A 15,977-nucleotide genomic window follows, 5' to 3' on the forward strand; every position below is an offset into this window, starting at 1 on the left:
TTCAGCCGGAGCGTTGCCTCAGCGGCAAGTTTCTTGCCTCCGAGGCAAAACGGCTCAGCGGTTGGCCACCGCCTGTTTCACGAGCGTCTTGCCGAAGTCCCACACCAGCCCGCCGTTGTGCGCGTCGTCCATCACGGCCGTGAAGGCGTCGACGAACCGGTCCACCTCACGCTCGCCGATGATGAGCGGCGGGATCAGTTTGATCACCTCCATGTGGTCGCCGGAGACCTGGGTGAGGATCCGGTGCTTCTGCAGCAGCGGCACGACGACCATCTGCGCGAAGAGTCCCTTGCGGGCGGCCTGGAGCATGGTCCAGCGGCTGCGCAGCTTCAGCGACTGCGGCCGGCCGAACTCGATGCCGATCATCAAGCCCCGGCCGCGGACCTCGGCGAGCATCTCGTAGCTGTCCGTGAGCGCGGCCAGACGGGACCGCAGCCGCTCCCCTGTGGTCCTGACGCCGGCGACGATCTGCTCGTTCTCCATCACCGACAGCACCGCGAGGCCGGCCGCCATCGCCTGGGCGTTGGATCCGAAGCTCGCCGAGTGGACCAGCACCCGGTCCATCGACGAGTAGACCTTCTTGAAGATCCAGTCCTTGCCGATCGTGGCGCCGACCGGTACGTAGCCGCCGGAGAGTGCCTTGGCCACGCACACCAGGTCGGGCTCCACGCCGTCCTCGTGCTGGTAGGCGTAGAAGTCGCCGGTCCTGCCGAGGCCCGTCTGCACCTCGTCGGCGATGAGCAGCGCCCCCCGCCGGTGCAGCAGCTCCTGCGCGGCCCGCAGCCAGCCGGGCGGGCCTGTGAGCACGCCCTTGCCCTGGATCGGCTCGACGATCAGCGCGGCGACGTCGCCCTTCCTCAGCTCCCTGTCCAGTGCGTCGAGGTCGCCGAGCGGGACGGCCGTGTCGGGCAGCAGCGGGGCGAACCCGTCGCGGAAGCCGGGTTCCCCGTTGACGGACAGCGAGCCGGTGGTCAGCCCGTGGAAGGCGTGCGCGCAGTACAGGACCCTCGGCCTGCCCGTGGCGAACCGGGCGAACTTCAGCGCGCCCTCGACGGCCTCGGTGCCGCTGTTGCCGAAGAACACCCGGTCCAGGTGCGGGCTGTGCGCGAGCAGCTTCTCGGCGAGCAGGCCCGGCAGCGGCTGGCAGTCGAACCGGGTGAGATCGGCGAGAGAGGCGTCCAGGACGTCGTGCAGCGCCTTGCGTACGACGGGGTGGTGGCGGCCGAGGCCCATCACCCCGAACCCGGCGAGCATGTCCAGGTAGTCGTTGCCGTCCGCGTCGTAGAAGTAGGCGCCCTCCGCGCGCTCGTAGACCTTGTCGAAGCCGATGGTGTGCAGCATGCGCGGGAGCTGGTGGTTGAGGTACCGGGTGTGCAGCTCGTAGCGCTCGGCTCCGCGTTCGGCCAGCAGCTTGCCGAGGTCGAACTCCCCGGCCCGCGACGACTCCGACGCGGATTCGGCGGTGGTCATTCCTGTGGCTCCTTGGACAGCTCTTCCTTGACGGCAAGGCTCGCGCCGATCCGTCCGGCGACCTCGACGGGTGTCAGGCCGATGTCGGCGAGCACCTCGCCGCGCTTGGCGTGCGCGAGGAACTGCTCCGGGATGCCGAATCGCCGTACCGGTACGTCGACGTCGGCATCGCCCAGGGCGAGCGCCACGGCCGAGCCGACCCCGGCGGCGCGGCTGTTGTCCTCGACGACGGCGACCAGGCGGTGCCCGGCGGCCAGGCCCGGGAGCGCCGGGTCGACGGGCTTGACCCAGCGGGGGTCGACGACGGTGCAGCCGATGCCGCGCGCTTCGAGCAGCTCGGCGGCCTGGAGGCAGACCGGCGCCATCACACCGACGGCCACCAGGAGGACCTGCGGCTCGGCGGAACGGTGCAGCACGTCCAGTCCGCCCACCCGGTCCAGCGCCGGGACCGACGGGCCGACGGACTCCTTCGGGAAGCGCACGAGGGTCGGCGCGTCGTCCACGGCGACGGCCTCGCGCAGCTGGGCGCGCAGCTGGTCGGCGTCGCGCGGCGCGGCGATGCGCAGTCCGGGCACGACCTGGAGGACGGACATGTCCCACATGCCGTTGTGGGAAGCCCCGTCGACGCCGGTGACCCCGGCCCGGTCGAGCACGAAGGTCACCCCGCAGCGGTGCAGGGCCACGTCCATCAGGAGCTGGTCGAAGGCGCGGTTGAGGAAGGTGGCGTAGACGGCGACGACCGGGTGCAGACCCCCCGTCGCCAGGCCGGCCGCGGACACGGCCGCGTGCTGCTCGGCGATGCCGACGTCCCACACCCGGTCCGGGAACCGTTCGGCGAAGGCACCGAGGCCGACCGGGTGCAGCATGGCGGCGGTGATCGCCACCACGTCGTCCCGTTCCTCGCCGATCCTGACGATTTCCTCGCCGAACACCGAGGTCCAGGAGGGGCCGCCCGCCGGGGAGAGCGGTGCGCAGGTCAGCGGGTCCATCACGCCGACGGTGTGGAAGTGGTCCTCCTCGTGGGCGAGGGCGGGTTCGTAGCCGCGGCCCTTCTCCGTCAGGCAGTGGACCAGCACCGGGCCGTGGAAGCGTTTCGCGCGCCGCAGCGCGGACTCCACGGCCCCGGTGTCGTGCCCGTCGATCGGCCCGACGTACTTCAGGCCCAGGTCCTCGAAGAGACCTTGCGGTGCGAACGCGTCCTTGAAGCCCTTCTTCGCGCCGTGCAGGGCTTCGTAGAGGGTGTTGCCGACCAGTGGCGCGCCCTGGAGCAGGTCCTTGCCCCAGGCCAGGACCCGCTCGTAACCGTCGGTCGTGCGCAGCGCGGCGAGGTGGTTGGCGAGGCCGCCGATGGTGGGGGCGTAGGAGCGTTCGTTGTCGTTGACGACGATGATCAGCGGGCGGTCCTTGGCGGCGGCGATGTTGTTCAGCGCCTCCCAGGCCATGCCGCCGGTGAGGGCCCCGTCGCCGATGACCGCGACGACATGGCCCTTCTCCCCCTGCACCCGGCGGGCCTTGGCGAGCCCGTCGGCCCAGCCGAGCGCGGTCGAGGCGTGGCTGTTCTCGATGACGTCGTGCTCGGACTCCTCGCGCGAGGGGTAGCCGGACAGGCCTCCCTTGCCGCGCAGCTTGGAGAAGTCCTGGCGTCCGGTCAGCAGCTTGTGGACGTAGGACTGGTGGCCGGTGTCCCACAGGATGCGGTCGGCCGGTGACTCGAAGACCCGGTGCAGGGCGATGGTCAGCTCCACCACGCCCAGGTTGGGTCCCAGATGGCCGCCGGTCCTGGCGACCGCGTGCACCAGGAACTCCCGGATCTCTTCGGCCAGTTCCCCCAGTTCCGCCGCCGTCAGCGCCTTCAGGTCGTGTGGTCCCCGGATGTTCTCCAGAATCGTCACGCTCGGGCCCCTTCGGATTCCGTGCCGCTCAGCTCACGGTGACGGCCGGCTCCCCCGGCCCCGCGCCGTCCTGCTCCATCTGCTCGGCGATCTTCATCGCCTCTTCGATCAGCGTCTCGACGATCTTCGACTCGGGGACGGTCTTGACGACCTCGCCCTTGACGAAGATCTGCCCCTTGCCGTTGCCGGAGGCGACGCCGAGGTCGGCCTCCCGCGCCTCGCCGGGGCCGTTGACCACGCACCCCATGACGGCGACGCGCAGCGGCACCTCCATGCCGTCGAGCCCGGCCGTGACCTCCTCGGCGAGCTTGTAGACGTCGACCTGGGCGCGCCCGCAGGACGGGCACGACACGATCTCCAGCCGGCGCTCCCTGAGTCCGAGGGACTGCAGGATCTGGATGCCGACCTTGACCTCCTCGGCCGGCGGCGCGGACAGCGACACCCGGATCGTGTCACCGATGCCCCTCGACAGCAGCGCCCCGAACGCCACCGCCGACTTGATCGTGCCCTGGAACGCCGGGCCCGCCTCCGTGACGCCCAGGTGCAGCGGGTAGTCGCACTGTTCGGCCAGCTGCCGGTACGCCTCGATCATCACGACCGGGTCGTTGTGCTTGACGGAGATCTTGATGTCCCGGAAGCCGTGCTCCTCGAACAGGGACGCCTCCCAGAGCGCGCTCTCCACGAGCGCCTCCGGGGTTGCCCTGCCGTACTTCTGGAGCAGGCGCCGGTCCAGCGACCCGGCGTTGACGCCGATGCGGATGGGCGTGCCGTGGTCCTTCGCCGCCTGGGCGATCTCCTTGATCCGGTCGTCGAACTGCTTGATGTTGCCGGGGTTGACGCGGACGGCGGCGCAGCCCGCCTCGATGGCGGCGAACACGTACTTCGGCTGGAAGTGGATGTCCGCGATCACCGGGATCTGCGACTTGCGCGCGATGGTCGCCAGCGCGTCCGCGTCGTCCTGCGTGGGGCAGGCGACCCGGACGATCTGGCAGCCGGACGCGGTCAGCTCCGCGATCTGCTGCAACGTGGCGCCGACGTCCGACGTACGGGTCGTCGTCATCGACTGCACCGACACCGGGGCCCCGCCCCCGACCGCCACCGGCCCGACCTGGATCCGGCGCGAGAGGCGCCGCTCGGCGACCGGCCGGGCCGGCACCTCGGGGACGCCCAGCTGGACAGCGGTCATGACGTCACTCCCGGTTCCCGGAGACCGTCTCGCGCAGGGCGCGCAGCGACTCCTTCAGTGATCCCATGGTGGCGAGGACGGCGGTGGGCTCGTAGCCGCAGTGCGCCATGCAGTTGGCGCAGCGCGGGTCCTTGCCCCGGCCGTACTTGTCCCAGTCGGTGTCCTCCACGAGCTCCCGGTACGTCGGCACGTAGCCGTCGCTCATCAGGTAGCAGGGGCGCTGCCAGCCGAAGAGCGAGTAGTTCGGGATCGCCCACGCGGTGCACGGGAAGTCGACCTTGCCCTCCAGGAAGTCCAGGAAGAGCGGTGAGTGGTTGAGCCGCCAGCGCCGCCGGTTACCGCCCGAGAAAGCCTTCTTGAACAGCTCGCGGGTCTGCTCCACGCCGAGGAAGTGCTCCTGGTCGGGGGCCTTCTCGTAGGCGTAGGCGGGCGAGATCATCATCTCGTCGACCTGGAGGTCGTCGTTGAGGAAGTTCAGCACCTCGATGATGGTCTGCGGGGTGTCGGTGTTGAAGAAGGTCGAGTTGGTGGTGACCCGGAAGCCGCGCCGCTTGGCCTCCTTGATCGCCTCCACGGCCTCGTCGAAGACGCCCTCCTTGGCGACCGACTCGTCGTGCCGCTCCCGCAGCCCGTCGATGTGCACCGCGAAGGCGAAGTAGGGCGACGGCGTGAACTGGTCCATCTTCTTGCGCAGCAGCATCGCGTTGGTGCAGAGGAAGACATACTTCCGCTTGGCCACCAGCTGACGCACGATCTCGTCGATCTGCGGGTGCATCAGCGGCTCGCCGCCGGCGATGGACACCATCGGGGCGCCGGACTCCACGACCGCCCCCACGGCCTGGGCGACAGGCATCCGCTGCTTGAGCACCCCGGCCGGATGCTGGATCTTGCCGCATCCCTCGCATTTGAGGTTGCAGGCGAACAGTGGCTCCAGCTCGACGATCAGCGGGAACTTGTCCCGGCGGCGGATCTTCTGTTCAGCCAAGTATGTAGCGACCTTGATGGACTGTCGGAGCGGCATGGCCATCTGGCTCACCTCCTGGGGAGCAGCAAGGAACGGTGCCATTCAAAGAAAGCGGGAAGAACGGAACGAAGAACACGGAAAGCTGATATTCCACCGCGCACCGTGCCGATCCGGACGAGTTCATGTTCAGGAGCGTCCACGACCACCCGGACGGCCGCAACCGGGCGCTCGCCCGCGCGCACGGCGCTCAGGAGCGTGACGGCGGATTCCATGTCGACCGCGATCGCGCCCGTCGCGCGCAGGGCGGACCGTTCGGGGCCGCGTACGACGTGGTCGGAGCCGGTCAGCGGCCCGGTGTGCACGGTCCGGCCGGGCAGCGCCCGGGCCAGCTCCTTGACCAGCCGCTCGGTCCCGACGCAGGGTGTCGTGCCGCGCGGGTCCCGGGTCTCCTCGGCGACGACCAGATCACCGGGATGCATCCCCGGCGCGAGGCCCGCACAGAAGCCGGTGGCGAGGACGGCGGCGTCGTGCAGGGCCGGATCGGCCAGCACACGGGTGACGGCCCGCTCGGCGGCCGCCGGCCCCATGCCCGTCCGCAGCACCGTGACCGGCCCGCCGGCCCCGCCCCGGCCGCCCGCGCGCAGGGCGAACTGCTCGATGCCGAGCGCGCAGGCGATCAGCAACGGGACCGGAGCGGGCTGCGCGCTCATCAGCTCCCCTCGGCCCCGGCGAGCGGCGTGCCGGCCCCGCTGCCCCGGTGCCCCTCGGCTCGACCGATGCCCGTGACCCTCTCGGCGAACGGCTCTCCGCGCAGATAGCGGCCGAGCGCGGTGAGCGGGAACACCTGCCGGTAGAGGTGGTAGTTGATCGAGAAGTCCCACGGGAAGCCCGTCCCCGTGAAGTACGGCTCGTCCCAGGAGCCGTCCTCCCGCTGTGTGGCGGCGAGCCACTCGACGCCGCGCTCGACGGCCTTGGAGTCCCGCTCCCCCGCCGCGAGCAGGGCCATCAGCGCCCACGCCGTCTGCGAGGCGGTCGAGGCGCCCTTGCCGCTCCACTCCCCGGCGTACTTGTAGGAGCGCAGGTCCTCGCCCCAGCCGCCGTCGTCGTTCTGGACGGACTCCAGCCAGGACACGGCCCGCCGGATCGCCGGGTGTGCGGCGGGGAGACCGGCGGCGGTCAGCGCGGGCACGACGGACCCGGTGCCGTAGACGTAGTTGACGCCCCAGCGCCCGAACCACGAGCCGTCCGGTTCCTGCTCGGCGAGCAGCCACTCGATGCCGCGCCGGGTGCGCGGGTCGTGGGCGAGGCCCTCCACCGCGAGCATCTCCACGACGTGCGCGGTGACGTCGGCGGAGGGCGGGTCGATGACCTCGCCGAAGTCGCAGAACGGCAGCCGGTTCGGGAAGGGACTGGTGTTGTCGACGTCGAAGGCGGCCCAGGCCCCGTTCTTCGACTGCATGCCGAGCGTCCAGCGCAGGCCGCGCACGACGGCCCGGTCCAGCCGCTCGGGGTCGTGGTGGGTGATCCGGCGCAGGGCGAGGATCACCTCGGCGGTGTCGTCGATGTCGGGATAGTTGTCGTTGTGGAACTCGAACGCCCAGCCGCCGGGCCGAAGTCGGGGCCGCTTCACGGACCAGTCGCCGGGCCGGACGATCTCCTCCCCCAGCATCCAGTCGGCCGCCTTCACCAACTGCGGGTGGTCGGAGGGCAGTCCGGCGTCGGCGAGGGCGATGGCGGCCAGGCAGGTGTCCCACACGGGTGACTGGCAGGCCTCGATCATCCGGGCCCCGTCCTCGCGCCACACGGCGAACCGGTCCAGGGACGCCAGCCCCTCGCGCATCACGGGGTGTTCGAGGTCGTAGCCGAGCAGGTGCAGGGCGATGATCGAGTACACGGCCGGGGGCTGGATGCCGCCCCAGCAGCCGTCGTTCTCCTGCCGCTCGATGATCCAGCGGGCGGCGCTGTTCATGGCGGCTCTGCGCAGTCTGCGCGGGGCGACCTTCCGCAGGGCGTGCAGGCCCTTGTCCATCCGCTGGAACGCACCGTTCCAACTGAACGGCGGAGCAAGGGGTTTCGGCGGGTTGGGCCGCTCCGGGTCGGTGTGCAGCTCGTCGAGCGGGAAGGGCGCGGGGCGTACCGGCCGCTTCGCGGAGACGATCGTCAGCGGGACGATGGTCTGCCGCGCCCAGCAGCCGAAGTCGTAGATGTTGAGCGGCACCCACGTCGGGAGGAAGACGAGCTCCGGCGGGAGTTCGGGCAGGTCCTCCCATTTCCACCAGCCGAACAGGGCCAGCCAGATCCGGGTGAAGACCCGGGCGGCGGCGATACCGCCCTGCGCGCGGATCCAGGCGGAGGCCTTCGCCATGTGCGGGGAGTCGGGCGCGTCACCGGCGAGGCGGAGGGCGACGTACGCCTCGATGGTGGCGGACAGGTCGCCCGGTCCGCCGTAGAAGGTGGCCCAGGTGCCGTCCTCGCCCTGCTCGCCGCGGATGAAGAGGGCGGCGGCCTGCGTGGTCCTGTCGTCGCGGATACCGAGGAACTGACGGAGCAGCAGGTCCTCGGCGTCCATCGTGACGTTGGTCTCGAGGTCGCCCTTCCACCAGCCCTCCGGGTCCTGGAGGGAGAGCAGGAAGCCGGTGGCGCGCCGTGCGGCGCGTGCGGCGGCTTCCGGTACCCCGGCCGCCCCGGGGGTGCGTGTGTCGGTGTCGCTGGCCGCGGCGGCTCGGGGTGGCAGGGCCCCGGTGCTTCCGCCGGTCGTCGCTGTCATGGCTTCCCCTTCGTGCAGTCCTGCATGGCGTGCATCTGCTGTGGGTCCGCCGTCGGCCGGTGCTCCGTGACGACTCACGGCACCGGCCGGCGACTACGCGAGGGCTATTCGGCCGATAGTGATCATCTCTTTCGTACGACGACGAAGTCCGCGAGGGCCGTGAACTGGTCCCGCACCCGGTCGGGCATGTCGACGGCGTCGAGGGCTTCGATGGCGATGGTGTGCTGACGGCGTGCCTCGTCGGCGGTCCACTCGCGGCCGCCGGCCTCCTCGATGAGGGCGGCGCGGGCCGCGAACTCCTCCTCGGAGAAGTTCTCGAAGTCGTGCGCCTTGGCGTCGGCGGCGAGGATCTCGCCGAGCCGCTCGGAGGCGGAGCCGCCCGCCGCCAGGGCGGCCACGACCGGCAGGGACTTCTTGCGCTGGCGCAGATCGCTCCAGGTCTGCTTGCCGGTGGAGACGGGGTCGCCCCAGATGCCGAGCAGGTCGTCGACGGCCTGGAAGGCGAGGCCCAGGTGGTAGCCGTACTTCTCCAGGGTGTCGGCGGTGTGGTCGTCGGCACCGCCGAGGACCGCGCCGATGGAGCTGGCACAGGCGAGCAGGGCGCCGGTCTTGTTGCCCTCCATCTCCAGGCACTCCTCGACGCTGACGCGGTCGCGGTGCTCGTAGGAGATGTCCTGGGCCTGACCGTCGATCAGGGCGCGGCTGGCAGTGGTCAGGCGGCGGGTGGCGCGGCCGGCCTCGACGGTGCCGAGTTCCAGGAGCACCTCGTTGGCCAGGGCGAACAGGGCGTCGCCGACCAGGATGGCCTGGGCGGGCCCGTGCACCTTCCACACCGTGTCGCGGTGACGGCGCTGCTCGTCGCCGTCCATGAGGTCGTCGTGCAGGAGGGAGAAGTTGTGGACGAGTTCCACGGCGACGGCGCCGGGGATGCCCGTCTCGGGAGCGGCCGACATGACCTCGGCGGACAGCACCGCGAGGGCGGGGCGCACGGCCTTGCCGCCGTCCCCCTCCGCGGGCCTGCCCTGGGCGTCAATCCAGCCGAAGTGGTAGGCGGCAACAGTGTCCATGGGAGGGGCCAGGCGGTCGACGGCCGCCCGCAGTACCGGAGTGGCCAGGGTCCGGCCGCGCTCCAGCAGCGCGGTCACGTCCACCGCCTCGGCAGTCTTCGAGGCCGGGGGCACAGTGGGCACAGTCTCTCCTCTTGTTGCGGTACCGGGGGTGCGGGGGACGCCCGCCGCGCCGGCCTGGGCCGGCATCACGCCGCCTCCTCGAAGTCGAAGAGGTGGCGAGGGCGGGGCCGGCCCAGGGCGCCCAGCACGGCGTCCGCCGCGCTCACACCACTGCGGACCGCACTCTCCATGGTCGCGGGCCACCCGGTGGCGGTCCACGCTCCGGCCAGGCAGAGGCCGGGTGCCTTGGTGCGGGCGCCGGGCCTGAGGCGGCCGACGCCGGGGGCGGGAGCGAACGTCGCGGTGCGCTCCCGGGTGACGAAGAAGTCCTTCACTTCCGCGCCGCGGGCCGGCGGCAGCAGCCGCTCCAGCTCGGGCAGGTACCGCTCGCGCAGCACCGCCACGGGCGCGTCGATCTCGTCCTGGGCGGCCGACTGGGACACGGCGAGGTACTGCCCCTCGCGCAGTCCGGACGCCTCGGTCCGGTCGAAGACCCACTGCACGGGGCTGCCGAGGGCCGTGAAGAAGGGCCGGCCGAGGACCTTGCGGTCGTACACGACATGGACGTTGAGGATGGGCGCGGTGCCGATCTCCAGGAGCCGTTCGGGTGCGTCCAGGGCGCCCGCGGGCAGCAGGCCGTGCGCCTCGCGCTGCGGTACGGCGAGGACCACGGCGTCGGCCTGAAGCGTCTCGCCGGGAACCTGGACGGACCACTGCCTCTCCCCGGTCCGCGAGACGGAGGTGACGCGGGTACGGAGCACGGTGCGCACGCCCGCGGAGTCGAGCGCCTTGCGGGCCAGCCGGTCGTGCAAGTCGCCCAGCGGGACCCGCGCCCAGCCGATGTCGGCCGCGCCCGGGTCGGACAGCAGACCGGTCTTGAACACCATCGCGGCCAGCGCCAGCGAGGCGTCGGAAGCGACCGCGTTGAGGGTGGCCACCCCGACCAGGTCCCACAGGGCCTCCACGGCGCGCGCCGACTGGCCGTGCGCCGCGAGCCACGTGCCGAAGTCCTGCGTGTCGAGCGCCGGGTCGGTCAGGTCGAGTCCCTTGAGCGCGAGCGCGGCCCGGCCCACCCTGGCACGGTCGGCGAGCGACAGATGCGGATAGGCGGCGAGGCTGCGGCCCAGGTGCAGCGGCACGGGCAGGGCGTCCCGCCTGAGCCGGCCGAGCCGACGCCCCTCGGGGCGGGCGAGGTCCAGGACGGGAACATCGAGCCGGTCCTGCAGCGGAGCCAGCGCCGCGCCCTCGATGCGGTCGAGGAACCAGCGGTATGCGGTGCAGCAACGCAGGTAGACGTGCTGGCCGTTGTCGACGGTGAGGTCGCCGCGCCGGAAGGAGAAGGCGAGTCCGCCGAGGCGCGGTCTGCCCTCCAGCAGCGTGACCCGCACCCCGGCGTCGGCGAGCGCGAGCGCCGAGGTGACACCGGCGAGCCCGCCGCCCACCACGACGGTGTGCCGCCGTGGTGCGACCGCTCCGGACTGTGTGTCGTGGGTCATCGCGCACCCTCCCCCGCGGCCCGGGCGTGCTGCTCGAACGGTGCACGACCGGCCCTCTCCGTCAGGGACGCGGCCCCGGGCCGGAGGGTTGCCCGCCGCTTCTCGCCGATGGCGGCGTCCTTGTCCGTCACGCACGCCTCCTGACGGTCCGCCGGGTCACATGCCGGGCGTCGAGACCGGACAGGCCGCGCACGGCGACGTACGCCTTCTCCCGGCCCGGCAGGGAGACCCGGCCGCGCAGCACGGCCTGCGGGTCGCGCTCGATGCGGTCGAGGAGGCGACGGTAGATGCCGGCCATGGCGGCGACGCAGGCGCCGCTGCGCCGGTCGAGCATGGGGAGCAGCCGGTAGCCCTCGGCGAACAGGGCGCGGGCCCGACGCACTTCGAAGTGCACGAGGCCCGCGAAGTCGGAGCCCTCCGGTGGCCGCGGCCCGCTGAAGCCGGCGGAGCAGCCGAACTTGGCGAGATCGTCGGCGGGCAGGTAGGTCCGCCCGCCCACGGCGTCCTCGCGGACGTCTCTGAGGATGTTGGTGAGCTGAAGCGCGAGCCCGAGCGTGTCGGCATACTCCGGCGCTCGGTCCACTCCGCGCGCCCCCGGTTCCGTGCCGAACACGCCGAGCGAGAGACGGCCGATCGCGCCCGCTACGCAGCGGCAGTAGACCTTCAGGTCGTCCCAGGTCTCGTACGTCTCGCCGCGGACGTCCATCAGGACGCCGTCGATGAGCTCGTCCAGGCCGCCGAGCGGGATCGGGAAGGCCCCGGCGGCGTGCGCGAGGGCGACCGCGACCGGATCGGTGTCGTCCTCGTCGACGCGGTCCTCGCGGATCCGGGTGAGCAGCGCCCGGGTCTCCTCCAGCCTGGCCACCTTGACGTCGTCGGCGAGCGCGCCGTCACCGATGTCGTCGACCCGCCGCGAGAACGCGTACAGCGCCGACATCGCCCGGCGCTGAGGCGTCGGCAGCAGCCGGATGCCGTAGGCGAAGTTACGGGCCTGCCGTCCGGTGACGGCCTCGCAGTAGCTGTAGGCGGCGAGTACCGGCGGTGACGTGTGCGGTTCCGACTCCACGGTCCGGATCACCCCTCTCCTCGCAGAGTCACGCCCACCTCGCGCAGCAGCCGGACCTTGCCGGGCGTGGGCGGGCCGGGAAGTACGTCGTATCCGGCGGCGGCGATCGCGTGGACGGCCGCCCTCCCCCCTGCCACGAACCCTGCGAGCAGCAGCTTCAGCCTGCCGTGGACGCTACCCACCAGGGGGGCGCCTTCATTCAGGAGATCCCGGGCCCTTTGCGCTTCGTACGCAATCAACGCACGGACCGACGCTCCTGCGGATTTCGTGGCGAGATCCGCTTCCTGGACGTGGAAGCGTTTCATGTCGGCCGCGGGCAGGTAGACCCGGTCGCGGGCGAGGTCCTCGGCGACGTCCTGGAGGTGCTCGACGATCTGGAGGGCCGTGCAGATCATGTCGGAGCGGCGGATCCGCTCGGGCGTCGAGGTGCCGGTGACGGCGAGGACGAGACGCCCGACGGGGTTGGCGGACAGCTCGCAGTACGCGAGCAGGTCGTCATAGGTCTCGTAGCGGCTGACCAGCTGGTCCTGGCGGTTGGCGGCGATCAGGCCGAGGAACGGGCCGGGCGTCATGGAGCAGCGGCGCACGGTCGGCTGGAGGCGGCGCAGCAGGGGGTGGCGCGGCGTCGAGCCGAAGACCCTGCGCAGGTCCGCCTCGAAGGCGTCGAGCAGCACCAGCCGGTCCTCGGCCTCCTGCGGGCGGACACCGAGCAGCCGGGCGTCGGCACCGCCGGGGGCGAGGTCGCCGTCGCCGATGTCGTCGACGAGACGGGCGAAGCCGTAGACGGCCATGAGGTCGGTGCGCCAGGCCCGGGGCAGGAAGAAGGGGGCCACCGGGAAGTTCTCGCCGGCGGCCTTGTCGAGCGTGCCGCGCTCCGGATCGAGGGAGCGCGCCGTGCCGGTTCCCGTCACCGCCGGCTGCCCGGCGCGGGGACGGCACGTGCTGCGTGGAGCTGGGGAGTTTCCGTAGCCATCGCCGTCACATCTCCCGTTCTACACTGCCGACCCAATACGCACTATTTCGGACACGCCGCCTCGCCGTCCGCACGGTGGCCCGACGGGCGGTGTCGCGCATTATCGCCCTGATTGCCGTGTTTCGGGACCGGTACAGCTTACGTTGTACAACGCGACACGGTTCGTCAGGGTGTCCCGCACATCACGAGAACACACCGATTGGCCCCAAGATTCCTGAGATGGGCCGGAGTTGACGTTTCCTTTGCAGACGCCGGGCCCCGCCGGAGCAGTTCCGTCGGGGCCCTGTCCGAAAGCGCGCGCTACTTGCCCGTGAACTTCTCGTACTCCTTGAGCACCTCGTCGGTGGGGCCGTCCATGCGCAGCTCACCGCGCTCCAGCCACAGGACGCGGTTGCAGGTGTCGCGGATGGACTTGTTGTTGTGGCTGACCAGAAACACCGTGCCGGCTTCCTTGCGCAGCTCCCTGATGCGGTCCTCGGAGCGCTTCTGGAACTTGCGGTCGCCGGTCGCCAGGGCCTCGTCGATCATGAGGACGTCGTGGTCCTTGGCCGCCGCGATGGAGAAGCGGAGCCTGGCCGCCATGCCGGAGGAGTAGGTGCGCATGGGCAGGGTGATGAAGTCGCCCTTCTCGTTGATGCCGGAGAAGTCGACGATGTCCTGATAGCGCTCCTTGATCTCCTCGCGGGACATTCCCATGGCGAGGCCGCCCAATATGACGTTGCGTTCGCCGGTCAGGTCGTTCATCAGGGCCGCGTTGACGCCCAGCAGCGAGGGCTGTCCGTCGGTGTAGACCTTGCCCTGCTCGGCGGGGAGCAGACCGGCGATGGCGCGCAGCAGGGTCGACTTGCCGGAGCCGTTGGAGCCGATCAGGCCGATCGCCTCGCCGCGGTACGCCACGAAGGAGACGCCCCGCACGGCGTGCACCTTGCGCACGCCCCGCTCCTCACCACGCTTGACGATGCGGCTGAGGGCGGCGGTGGCGCTGCCCTTGCCAGTCTTGGCGCCGTTGACGCGGTAGACGATGTGCAGGTCGTCCGCGACGACGGTGGGGATACGCGCGTCCTGCTGCTGGTCGGTCTTCTGCTCAGCCACGGCCGTACCTCTCCTCCGCCTTCCAGAAGTACACGAAGCCGCCGATGGCGAACAGCACGGCCCAGGCGCCCGCGGCCGCCCAGACGTGGTCGGGCATGTACTTCGAGTCGTACTCGTCGATGAGCGCGAAGCGCATCAGGTCCATGTAGATCGCGGCGGGATTCCACTGGAGGATGTTCGCGATCCACTGCGGCTTGTCCGCCAGGAAGATCGGGATGGAGAACATCACGCCCGACGCGTACATCCACGTCCGCATCACGAACGGCATCAGCTGCGCGAGGTCGGGGGTCTTTGCGCCCGCCCGGGCCATGATCAGAGCGAGGCCGGTGTTGAAGCAGAACTGCAGCACGAGCACGGGCACGATCAGCAGCCAGGACAGGTCCGGGTAGTGGCCGAAGCCGATCGTGACGGCGAACAGCACGATCATCGAGAACAGCAGCTGCTGGAGCTGCTGCAGCGCGAAGGAGATCGGCAGCGAGGCGCGCGGGAAGTGCAGGGCGCGGACCAGGCCGAGGTTGCCGGAGATCGCACGCACCCCCGCCATGACCGAGCTCTGCGTGAAGGTGAACACGAACACGCCCGTGACGAGGAACGGGATGTACACCTCGCGGGGCAACCCCCGGTCGGCCTCCAGGAGCAGGCCGAAGATGAAGAAGTACACGGCAGCGTTCAGCAGCGGCGTGGCCACCTGCCACAGCTGGCCGAGCTTGGCCTGGCTGTACTGGGCGGTCAGCTTCGCCCGGGAGAAGGCGAGGATGAAGTGCCGCCGGTCCCAGAGCTGACGGACGTACTCGATGAGGGACGGACGGGCGCCACTCACGGTCAGCCCGTGCTTGGCGGCGAGTTCCCTCGCCGTGAGGCCCTCGTCGGGCGCCGCGGGCGGGGTCACCGCGACCGTGGCGTCGTGCGTTGTCTCACTCACTAGTGGAAACTTTCGTCTTCGAGATGCTCGGCCTGTGCCGGTCCGGCACGCGCCGGGGCCAGGGTACGGCCCGGGGGCTCCCGGGCGTTCCCGGATACGAGCTTGTCAGATGACGGGGGGCCGGCCCAGCCGGGTCAGCCGCCACACCGTACGCCACTTCATGGGCCGGCGGGGACCGCACGAGGCGGTCCAGCCTTCGCGGAATCCGCCGAACCAGGCCCGCAGCGCGCTGCGGGAGGGGCGGCGCAGCAGAGTGAGCAGCAGCCACACGCCGAGGTAGACCGGCACGAGGGGCGCGGGGAGGTTGCGGCGGGCCAGCCAGACGCGGTTGCGGGCGACCATGCGGTGGTAGACCGCGTGCCTGGAAGGGGCGGTCGTCGGGTGGTAGAGCACCATGTCGGACCGGTAGTCGATCATCCAGCCCGCGTCGAGGGCCCGCCAGGCCAGGTCGGTCTCCTCGTGGGCGTAGAAGAACTCGTCCGGGAGCCCGCCGACGTCGGCGAAGACGCGGGTGCGCACGGCGTTGGCACCGCCGAGGAAGGTGGTCACGCGCGAGGAGCGCATGGGGTCGGAGGCACGCAGCCGGGGCACGTGGCGGCGCTGGGTGACGCCGGTCTCCGGGTCGGCTATGCGAAAGCTCACGATGCCGAGCTTCGGGTCGGCCTCGAACGCCGTGCGGCACAGCTCGGCGGTGTCGTGGCTCGCGAGCAGTCCGTCGTCGTCGAGGAAGAGCAGGATGTCGACGTCCCGGCCGGAGGGGCCGAAGGCCTCGATGCCGACGTTGCGGCCGCCGGGGATGCCGAGGTTCTCGGGCAGCTCGATGGTGCGGACGCCCTCGGGGACGTCCGGGACCGGTGAGCCGTTGCCGACGACGACCACCTCGACCGGGTCGCCGTCCTGCTTGGCGACGGAGTCGAGCAGGGCGCGCAGCTCCTCGGGCCGGTTGCCCATCGTGATGATGACGGCACCGACCTTCATGC

14 protein-coding genes are annotated in these 15,977 nt (G+C 71.1%); all 14 read right to left on the bottom strand.

Annotated elements, in window-relative coordinates; translation table 11 throughout:
• Positions 1-54 precede the first annotated feature (54 nt).
• Entirely contained in the window at positions 55-1,470 is a 1,416-nt protein-coding gene (locus tag ADK65_RS33360; RefSeq protein WP_053674811.1) for an aspartate aminotransferase family protein, read from the bottom strand.
• A complete protein-coding gene (gene dxs / locus ADK65_RS33365) occupies positions 1,467-3,362 on the bottom strand; it encodes a 1-deoxy-D-xylulose-5-phosphate synthase (protein ID WP_053674813.1) in 1,896 nt (631 codons plus the stop codon). The genes ADK65_RS33360 and dxs overlap by 4 nt, the downstream gene beginning before the upstream one ends.
• A 28-nt stretch (positions 3,363-3,390) precedes the next feature.
• On the bottom strand, positions 3,391-4,548 hold the full coding sequence (gene ispG, locus ADK65_RS33370; protein ID WP_053674815.1) for a flavodoxin-dependent (E)-4-hydroxy-3-methylbut-2-enyl-diphosphate synthase: 1,158 nt from the start codon (positions 4,546-4,548) through the stop codon (positions 3,391-3,393).
• A 4-nt stretch (positions 4,549-4,552) separates the two neighbouring features.
• A complete protein-coding gene (hpnH, locus tag ADK65_RS33375; RefSeq protein WP_053674817.1) occupies positions 4,553-5,575 on the bottom strand; it encodes an adenosyl-hopene transferase HpnH in 1,023 nt (340 codons plus the stop codon).
• Between the two features lie 5 nt (positions 5,576-5,580).
• On the bottom strand, positions 5,581-6,222 hold the full coding sequence (locus tag ADK65_RS33380; RefSeq protein WP_053674818.1) for a 1-hydroxy-2-methyl-2-butenyl 4-diphosphate reductase: 642 nt from the start codon (positions 6,220-6,222) through the stop codon (positions 5,581-5,583).
• The gene (gene shc, locus ADK65_RS33385; RefSeq protein ID WP_053674820.1) at positions 6,222-8,279 is read right to left on the bottom strand and encodes a squalene--hopene cyclase; all 2,058 of its coding nucleotides are present in this window, start codon (positions 8,277-8,279) and stop codon (positions 6,222-6,224) included. Before shc ends, ADK65_RS33380 begins: the two co-directional genes overlap by 1 nt.
• Before the next feature lie 122 nt (positions 8,280-8,401).
• The gene (locus ADK65_RS33390) at positions 8,402-9,535 is read right to left on the bottom strand and encodes a polyprenyl synthetase family protein (RefSeq protein ID WP_107092439.1); all 1,134 of its coding nucleotides are present in this window, start codon (positions 9,533-9,535) and stop codon (positions 8,402-8,404) included.
• Positions 9,535-10,944: a hydroxysqualene dehydroxylase HpnE gene (gene hpnE, locus ADK65_RS33395; RefSeq protein ID WP_053674823.1), complete on the bottom strand. Its 1,410-nt coding sequence runs from the start codon at positions 10,942-10,944 to the stop codon at positions 9,535-9,537. Before hpnE ends, ADK65_RS33390 begins: the two co-directional genes overlap by 1 nt.
• A complete protein-coding gene (locus ADK65_RS40055; RefSeq protein ID WP_420709131.1) occupies positions 10,941-11,075 on the bottom strand; it encodes a DUF6380 family protein in 135 nt (44 codons plus the stop codon). Before ADK65_RS40055 ends, hpnE begins: the two co-directional genes overlap by 4 nt.
• Complete coding sequence (gene hpnD, locus ADK65_RS33400) at positions 11,072-12,022, bottom strand: presqualene diphosphate synthase HpnD (protein ID WP_053674825.1); 951 nt, start codon at positions 12,020-12,022, stop codon at positions 11,072-11,074. Before hpnD ends, ADK65_RS40055 begins: the two co-directional genes overlap by 4 nt.
• Positions 12,019-12,921: a squalene synthase HpnC gene (hpnC, locus tag ADK65_RS33405; RefSeq protein WP_053674827.1), complete on the bottom strand. Its 903-nt coding sequence runs from the start codon at positions 12,919-12,921 to the stop codon at positions 12,019-12,021. Before hpnC ends, hpnD begins: the two co-directional genes overlap by 4 nt.
• 362 nt (positions 12,922-13,283) lie before the next feature.
• Complete coding sequence (locus tag ADK65_RS33410) at positions 13,284-14,075, bottom strand: ABC transporter ATP-binding protein (protein WP_053674829.1); 792 nt, start codon at positions 14,073-14,075, stop codon at positions 13,284-13,286.
• Positions 14,068-14,997, bottom strand: a complete 930-nt coding sequence (locus ADK65_RS33415) for an ABC transporter permease (RefSeq protein WP_053674831.1) — start codon at positions 14,995-14,997, stop codon at positions 14,068-14,070. The genes ADK65_RS33410 and ADK65_RS33415 overlap by 8 nt, the downstream gene beginning before the upstream one ends.
• Before the next feature lie 105 nt (positions 14,998-15,102).
• Positions 15,103-15,975, bottom strand: coding sequence for a glycosyltransferase family 2 protein (locus ADK65_RS33420; protein WP_053674833.1), 873 nt, complete (start codon positions 15,973-15,975; stop codon positions 15,103-15,105).
• Positions 15,976-15,977: the final 2 nt, after the last annotated feature.

The sequence above is a fragment of the Streptomyces sp. NRRL B-1140 genome, from assembly GCF_001280065.1.
Lineage (GTDB): Bacteria > Actinomycetota > Actinomycetes > Streptomycetales > Streptomycetaceae > Streptomyces.